The sequence below is a fragment of the Zhouia amylolytica AD3 genome, assembly GCF_000511935.2.
Lineage (GTDB): Bacteria > Bacteroidota > Bacteroidia > Flavobacteriales > Flavobacteriaceae > Zhouia > Zhouia amylolytica.
Map to the genome: position 1 here is coordinate 1 of NZ_AYXY01000028.1, position 9071 is coordinate 9071.

The window sequence follows — 9071 nt, forward strand, 5'->3', positions numbered from 1 at the left end:
ATATGGATTTAATCCGTTAAAAATGGTCGAAGCCTTGGAGACCATTTAGGATAAAATTCATGGTTTTGCGATAGCAAAAATACCTCTCGACGGGCGTCCTTTTCTTTGGTTCGTTTCTTTTGGACGGACAAAAGAAATGAATAGAGAATTGTGTTTGAATGAAGATTATAATTGGGAATAATTTTAACCTTGGGAACAAGTGTTTAGAAACCACACGAAAAAATGGATCCCGCAATAAATGCGGAATGACAGTTATTGATTTCGACATCCTTGTTATAATAGATTCAGTATATTTATTTAAACCGCCATGGGCTTTGTAAGTGGGGACCCATTCATTGAAGAATCCGTATAAATTAAGCGCTGTTTGAGTCTGTTTTGGGAAACAGACGAGTTCGGTTAATTTAGGATTTAAAATGAAAATGGGTCACTGAAAAGCCAAGGCTAGACTTTTTTGTTACTTTTTTTGGCGATGAAAAAAAGTAAAGAAAGTTTGAAAAAGAAGTTATAGGGGATGTTACTTTTTTATTTATAATCTTAGTTATTGTTTTATAAGGTATTCATGAATGCAACGCATTTGGCAATGCAATTGCGTAGCACATCATGAGCTCCTATATAACACAATAGAAACCAGCGCGAATAAAAAAGAATGAAGAATAAACATGCCTTAAACATTCAGTGGGTAATTACCCATCAGGAAAAAAACCAATCAAGCATTGAATCAACAGATTCCGCAATAAATGCGGAATGACAAAAAAGAAAAAACAATTTCCCCCTTTAGGGGGTTAGGGGGTAAGAAATTGTGTTACGTCATTGCGAGCCTTGCATAGTAAGACGTGGCAATCTCTTGAGGGAGAAATAGATTAAGTTTTGAGTGAAGAGATTCCGCAACAAGTGCGGAATGACAAAGTAGTGCGGAATGACAGGTGTTGGTCTCAACACCCTTCAAAATAGATTCCGTAATAAATGCTGAATGACAAATCTCTATTTCCGGAACACTAATTAAACTAGAATGAACTCATGATTTAAGGCTAAAAAAAGATTCTGTAAGATTTTACATCATCTAAGCAGTCACAATAATATTAAGATATAAACTGTTCAATTTCAACTTTATATAGAAAAATAAGTATTAAAAGGCTACAATATAATTAATAATTTTATCACTATCTTTAAAGTGATTAACCATTCACTTCATCATTAAACATGAGTCATTATGAAACTTACAAAACTCATTCCTCTAGTGGCATTCTTATTTCTGATTAGTTGTAAAAACACCCAAAAGGAAAAGTCTGTTGAGGAAACTCCTTCTGTAGAAATGTCTTCTGAATCTGAAATTCCGGTAAATCCTTTAAGAAATGTCTATTGGGGAGATCAGCATTTACATACCGCCTGGTCCGCCGATGCTGGAGCCGTAGGAACACGCCTCGGACCTGAGGGTGCTTTACGCTTTGCTCGTGGTGAAGAAGTGATTAGCGCTACAAACCAAAAAGCAAAATTACATCGTCCATTAGACTGGATTGCGATAACCGATCACTCCGATGGCGCAGGGGTAATTACCGCTGTTATTGATGGCGATGAAGCTGTTATGGACGATCCTGTTGTTGCTCAATATCATGCCGATATGGAGGCTGGTGGCGAAAAGGCTGCTGCCGTAATGATGGACCTTATCAACCGACAGTCAAATAATAACTTACCTCCTGTATTTACAGACCCTGCCTTTGCGAAATCAGTTTGGTTAAAAAATATTGATATCGTAGAAAAATTTAATGAACCCGGTAAATTTACCGCATTCATAGCTTATGAATGGACTTCTAACTTTGGGGGTGGTAATAATTTACACCGAAATGTTATCTATCGTGATGGATCGGAGATTGGCAAACAAATGAGCCCGATGACTACCTTCGAATCCGAGAATCCTGAAGATTTATGGAAGTGGATGGCCAATTTTGAAGAAAAAACCGGAGGGTCGTTATTAGCTATTCCACATAACGGAAACCTGTCAAACGGGTTGATGTTTAAAACCACTGCCTTTGATGGATCACCACTAACTAAAGAATTAGCGGCATTAAGAAATAAATATGAAGTGCTTTATGAAGTTACCCAGGGTAAAGGAACCAGTGAAACCCACCCTATTTTATCACCTAATGACGAATTTGCGAATTTCGAAATATGGGATAAAGGAAATTTGGTTATGGTTCCTAAAACCAAAGAAATGATTGAAACGGAATACGCTAGAAAAGCACTCAAAGATGGTTTGAAACTTGAAAAAGCTTTAGGTGTTAACCCCTTTAAATATGGTTTGGTTAGTGGTACCGATTCCCATACATCACTTTCTACTGCCGAAGAAGATAACTATTGGGGTAAATATGCATCCTCTGAACCTAGCCCTGAGCGATGGGATGAAAAAGCTTTGGATTTCCCTTCAGGATTTGTACGTGGTTGGCAATTAGGAGCTTCTGGATATACCGGAGTTTGGGCCGAATCAAATACCCGGGAATCCCTGTGGGATGCTATGAAACGCAAAGAAACTTATGCCTCTACAGGTCCAAGAATGACGGTGCGTTTCTTTGGTGGATTTAACTATAAGGCGAGCGATATTGACGCCCCTGACTATGTGTCAAAAGGTTACCAAAAAGGTGTTCCTATGGGAGGCGATATTAGCGATGCCCCTAAAGATAAAGCCCCGACATTTTTAATAAGTGCTGTTAAAGACCCGACCAGCGGAAATTTAGACCGTATTCAAGTTATTAAAGGATGGTTAGACGATGAAGGAAATACGCATGAAAAAATATTTAATGTGGTTTGGGGTGATGCGGATAAAAGAAGTTTAGATGCGAATGGAAAATTACCCCCGGTAGGCAACACTGTTGATGTGACTAAAGCAACTTGGGAAAACTCTATTGGTGATACAGAATTAAAAACATTCTGGTCGGATCCTGAGTTCGATCCGACACATAAATCTTTTTATTATGTGAGAGTTATAGAAATTCCAACACCCAGATGGACCACTTTCGATATGGTAAAGTATAAAATTGAAATGACAGACGATGTGCCGAGAACTATACAAGAACGTGCTTACACTTCTCCAATTTGGTACAACCCAAACTAAAATAAGACACCTGCAAACTAATCTCAAAAAACTGAATTTTATGAAAACGATTTTTTCTGGCTTTGTTTTGTCCGCAATTTTTTTGTGGGGGTGTAAAGACGTCTCAAAAGAGACCACAATTAAAGATAATATCCCGGTAAATGAAACAATCGGTACAACAAGTGTACCTGCCAATCCTTTAAGAAATGTCTATTGGGGAGACACACATAACCACACGGGTAACTCCTTTGATGTGTTCTTATTTGGAACCCCTAACTCCACCCCTGAAATTGCTTATCGATTTGCGAAGGGTGAAGAAGTTGAAAGTCCTACTACGGGCAAACCCTGGAAGTTATCTAAGCCACTGGATTTCCTTGTGGTTGCCGATCATGCCGAGTTGATAGGTTCCATTCCCCTCATGTATGAAAATACTCCAGGTATTTCAGATACCAAAACAGGTAAAACCTTTATAGATATCGCACCAAACAAGTCCGAAGAAGGTTTGCAAAAAATCTATGACATTATCAATTATGCAGCCTTTGACCAGCCCAATGAAGCCAATTTAACCGCTAAAGACTTGGTGAATGATATGGGAGGTGAAAAGGTTAAAGAAGCCTGGATACGTTATATAGAAACAGCTGAAGAACACAACGACCCGGGAAAATTCACCACATTAATAGGTTGGGAGTGGTCTTCAAATAATAGTGGAGCAAATCTTCATAGAGTAGTTTTTATGCCTCAAGGCGCTGATGTTGCTAAGGATTTCCTTCCATATAGCGCTTTGGATAGTGATAATCCCGAAGACCTTTGGGCTTGGCTTGAAACTACTAGTCAGCGAACAGGAGCCGAGTTTGTGGCCATCCCGCATAACCCGAATATTAGTTTGGGTCTGATGTTTCCGGAAACAAGATTGAATGGCCAGCCAGTAGATAAGGCCTATGCCGAAACAAGAATGAAATGGGAGCGATCTGTAGAGATTACTCAAATTAAAGGAGATTCCGAAACCCATCCTGCCTTGTCCCCAAACGATGAGTTCGCAGATTTTGAAACCTATGATTTTGCACTAACTCCTGATGGTATCCGTCCAGCCCCTACCAAAGCTGACTATGTTCGCTCTGGTCTGAAACGCGGATTAGAACTGGAACACAAAGTGGGTGCTAATCCTTATAAAGTCGGTTTTGTAGGGAGTAGTGATTCACATACAGGGATGTCTTCTATTGAAGAAAATAATTTTGGAGGAAAAGGTCAGCATGATTCCGAACCAAAGAAACGTGCGCATCCTACAGGAATTGGCTCATCCAAAGGATGGGATATGGGAGCTGCAGGGTGGGTAGGCGTTTGGGCCGAAAGCAATACCCGCCAGAGTATTGTTGATGCCTTCCAGCGTAAAGAAGTCTATGCTACCACCGGACCTCGCATCACCTTAAGAGTGTTTGGTGGCTATAATTTTGCCGAAAGCGACCTTAATTCAGGAATGGTTAAAACAGGCTATGATAAAGGTGTACCTATGGGTGGCGATTTGAACAAAACAGAGGATGGTAATGCACCTGGATTTCTAATATCTGCCATGAAGGACCCGGATGGAGCCAATTTGGATAGAGTTCAGGTTGTAAAAGGCTGGTTAAATGACGATGGTACTTCAGATGAAAACGTATACGATGTTGCCTTATCTGATGATAGAACAGATGGGAAGGAGAAAGTAGGGAATACAGTAGATTTAAAAACCGGAAAATATACCAATACCATCGGAGCCACCGAATTAAAAGTATTTTGGCAAGATCCGGACTTTAATCCGGATCAAAGTGCTTTTTATTATGTGAGAGTTTTAGAGATTCCAACGCCAAGGTACTCTTTGTTAGATGCTATAACATTGGGTATTGATATTAAGGAAACAAATCATCCTGCTACCATTCAGGAAAGAATCTATAGCTCACCAATATGGTACAACCCAAACTAAAATAAGACACCTGCAAACGAATCTCGAAAAACTAAATTTTATGAAAACGTATTACGTAGGTATTACACTATCGGCCATACTCTTTATGGCGTGTAAAAATGAAAGTAAAAGTAGCGGTGATCAAACCCAAGCTGATGACATTGATTCTACCTTAGTGGAAACAGTGATAAATGAAAATCCAAATAAAGATGTGTTTTTTGGAAATCTTCATGTCCACACGAGTTGGTCTTTTGATGCCTATATCAACGGAGCCATATCTGGTCCAGATGAAGCCTATCGTTGGGCAAAAGGCGAAAGTATTCCCGGAGGGGGCGATGGCACATCTCTTCAAATAAAAGTCCCTTTAGATTGGTACGTTGTGTCGGATCATTCGGAATTCATGGGTTCATTGCCTTTAATGGCAGATCCAAACAGTCTCGCAAGCAAACACCCCTTGGCTGCAGATATTACGGGAGATGATCCTAAAAAATCATTTGATGCCTATACCAAAATTCTAGATGATATTTCAAACAGTAGAAACGATAGTATTTTAGGAGACCCCGAACTCCAAAAAAGTGTTTGGGGCAAAATCCTAGCTATTGCAGACAAACATAATGAGCCGGGTAAATTTACTACGCTAGCAGGCTATGAATGGACTTCTAACCCAAACTGGAAAAATCTACACCGCATCGTTCTTTTTAAAGATACCAAACATGCTTCAGAGGTTCCTTTTTCAGCCATCGATTCGGATGTCCCAGAGAAATTATGGGCATGGATGGATAATCAACGCTCACTAGGGAATGAACTTTTGGCTATTCCCCATAACGGAAATGCCAGTGATGGCCTTATGTTTCCTGTTGAAGAATCCTATGGAGGTAGTAAAATTGGTAAAATCTATTCCGAAACTCGTATGCGCAATGAACCTGTTTACGAAATCACTCAAATTAAAGGCACCTCAGAAACCCATCCCAAACTTTCGCCTAATGATGAATTTGCTTCTTTTGAACTTTGGGACTACACTTTAGCCTCTACAGCAAGTTCTCCTAAAAACAAAAAGGGTGGTTACGTGAGAGAAGCCCTTACGCGTGGCTTGCAATATGAAAATGAAGACAAAGGAAACCCTTTTAAATATGGTTTTATAGGAGATTCAGATACCCATAATTCGGCATCGGCCATAGAAGAAGACAACTATACCGGTAAATTTGGTTTTGAAAATGATCCTAAACACCGTCTGGAAGGTCCACCAGGGGTGAGTGACGCCGCCGCTAAACAGGTAAGACAGTTTAGTTCAGGAGGCCTCGCTGCGGTTTGGGCTGTTTCCAATACAAGGGACGCTATTTTTGAAGCTATTAAAAAAAAAGAAACCTATGCCACTTCTGGACCACGTATGAAGTTGCGTGTGTTTGGTGGTTATGGTTTTGATAAAAACATACTTAACACCCCAGAATGGATACACACCGCCTATAAGAATGGCGTTCCAATGGGAGGAGATTTGAAAGCTTCAACAGCTGAGGCACCATCTTTCATAGTCCATGCCATAAAAGAAGCTAACGGAGCAAATCTTGACCGCATCCAAGTGATAAAAGGATGGATTGATGATACAGGAAAGGCTCAAGAAAAAATCTATAATGTTGCGCTTTCTGATAACAGAACTGTAGATGCCATGGGTAAAGCAGTTCCGGTAGGTAACACTGTAAATGCTTCTGAAGCCTCCTATACCAATGACATTGGAGCCGCCGAATTGAAAACCGTATGGACAGACCCTGATTTTAATACTGGGCAATATGCGTTTTACTATGTGAGAGTCATTCAAATCCCAACTCCTAGATGGAGCACTTATGATGCTAAAAGAATGGGCGTAGAACCGCGTAACGATTTGCCTGTAAGTATACAGGAAAGAGCATGGAGCAGCCCAATTTGGTACAACCCAAAATAATATGAAATGAAAAAACTCATAAAAGAACCCCTGTTTCACTTTTTCCTGTTAGGGGCACTATTGTTTATAATTTACAGTCAGGTAAATAAAAGCGATGCCGAACAGGATATTGTGGTAGACAATGCGGATATTGAACATATGGCTGAACTTTGGAGACTCCAATGGCAACGGCCTCCTAATGCCGATGAACTTCAAGGCCTCATTGATAAATACGTTAACCAGGAAGTCCTCTATAGAGAAGCCCTTAAGATGAATCTTGATCATAATGACGAGATTGTTAAACGAAGGTTAGCCCAAAAAATGGAATTCCTCGGGCAGGATCTTTCCGGGTTGGTAGCCCCAGCTTCCGAAGAAAATCTGATGGCTTATTTTGAGGAACACAAGGAGGATTATGCTACCCCTTACCAGTATAATCTGTACCAGGTCGTGTTTACTACAGACCATCATAAGAATCCAACAAATAAAGCAAAAGCCATATTAGAACAGTATGGTTCTTTAGATTCCAATGATATGAAACCAAAAGGGGATTCGTTTTACTTAGACTTTGCGCTTCGGGATACCGATGCCTTTTATTTAAATCGCGAATTCGGAGAGCAGTTTACTAAACAATTGGAAACCTTGCCTACGGAAAAATGGGTAGGTCCTGTTTCATCAGGATACGGTGAACATTTAGTATATATTGAATCCAGAACTCCACCAGAAATCCCTCCTTTTAAAGAGGTCATGAAAGAGGTGAAGCGTAACTATGAATACCAAATGGAACGGGAGAGCAAGGAAGCTATCATGAAGGCTCTCAAGGATAGTTATAATGTGCAAATTACTGCAGATAACATTGAAGAAATCACTTCAAAGAATATGGCACAAAAATGATGGTTATGAAAATCTTTCAAAAATATATCTGTTTTATTCTGTTCGCTCTTGTGGGTACATGTTTATATGCACATGAAATTAGACCCGCCTATTTACAGATTGTACAACAAAGCGATAGTCAATACCAAATACTTTGGAAGGTACCAACCATGGGAGATTTAGTATTGAAAATTTATCCAAGCTTTGAGGGTGACTTTCAGCTGAGTGAGGCAGGCCTGGCAAGGCCGGTTAGTGGCGCCATGATACACAACTACACCCTAAGTGGAAGCCGCCCGCTTCAGGGTAGTCAAATTGAAATTGTCAACTTGAACAAAACTATGGTTGATGTCTTGGTTAACATCTCCTATCTGAATGGCGAGAAAGTATCACTGATGTTACATCCCGATGCACCCTTAGCCCTATTACCTGGTGAAACCAGTAAATGGCAGGTGGTAAGAACGTATACGGTTCTTGGGGTGGAACACATTTGGTTCGGTATAGACCATCTGCTATTCGTTTTAGCATTAATTATGATCACCAAGGGATTCAAGAAAATTGTAAAAACAATTACGGCCTTTACTTTAGCCCATAGTATTACTTTAAGTTTAGCTGTTCTTGGTTATGCAAATTTACCGGGTCCTCCGGTAGAAGCCGTTATTGCTTTAAGCATCGTTTTTTTAGCATCTGAGATGCTAAAATTGCATCTTGGAAAACCATCATTAACAGCTCAGAAGCCATGGTTGGTAGCCTTTTCATTCGGGCTTCTACACGGGTTCGGTTTTGCAGGAGCCTTAACTGAAGTTGGATTGCCTCAATCGGAAATCCCATTAGCTCTGGCATTTTTCAATATAGGTGTAGAACTTGGTCAAATTGTATTTGTTATTGCTGTCTCTGCATTTTTATACCTTCTGGCTTACAAAAAGAATTGGCCTGAAGTTATTAAAAAGGTCCCGGCATATGCCATAGGAACCATTGCTGCCTTTTGGACTATTGAGCGATTCATTGGCTTTTGGAGTTAGAGATTTAAATTCACAAATGCGGAATGACATGAACTGAGAATGGTCAGTTGGAAATGGATTCCGTAATAAATACGGAATGACAGAGAAGTCCGGAATGAAAAACATCACATAAAACAATTTTCCCCTTTAGGGGGTTCAGGGGGTAAGAAATTGTGTTACCTCATTGCGAGCCTTGTATTAACACGGCGTGGCAATTTCTTGAGGGAGAAATAGATTAAGTTTTGAGTGAAGAGATTCCGCAACAAG

Annotated in this window: 5 protein-coding genes; all 5 read left to right on the forward strand. The window is 40.0% G+C overall.

Translation table 11 applies throughout. From position 1 onward, the window contains the following. Window positions 1–1210 precede the first annotated feature (1210 nt). The 5 genes from P278_RS15225 to P278_RS15245 are packed head-to-tail and all read left to right on the forward strand — an operon-like array spanning window position 1211 to window position 8825. Window positions 1211–3106 (forward strand): DUF3604 domain-containing protein, encoded by a 1896-nt coding sequence (locus P278_RS15225; protein ID WP_051413613.1) that lies wholly within the window; start codon window positions 1211–1213, stop codon window positions 3104–3106. 40 nt (window positions 3107–3146) lie between these two features. Beyond that, window positions 3147–5042: a DUF3604 domain-containing protein gene (locus P278_RS15230; RefSeq protein ID WP_038268742.1), complete on the forward strand. Its 1896-nt coding sequence runs from the start codon at window positions 3147–3149 to the stop codon at window positions 5040–5042. A gap of 40 nt (window positions 5043–5082) precedes the next feature. Next, the gene (locus P278_RS15235; RefSeq protein ID WP_152973950.1) at window positions 5083–6957 is read left to right on the forward strand and encodes a DUF3604 domain-containing protein; all 1875 of its coding nucleotides are present in this window, start codon (window positions 5083–5085) and stop codon (window positions 6955–6957) included. A gap of 6 nt (window positions 6958–6963) precedes the next feature. Further along, on the forward strand, window positions 6964–7827 hold the full coding sequence (locus P278_RS15240; protein ID WP_038268743.1) for a peptidyl-prolyl cis-trans isomerase: 864 nt from the start codon (window positions 6964–6966) through the stop codon (window positions 7825–7827). A gap of 5 nt (window positions 7828–7832) precedes the next feature. Then, window positions 7833–8825, forward strand: coding sequence for a HupE/UreJ family protein (locus P278_RS15245; RefSeq protein ID WP_038268747.1), 993 nt, complete (start codon window positions 7833–7835; stop codon window positions 8823–8825). Window positions 8826–9071 lie beyond the last annotated feature (246 nt).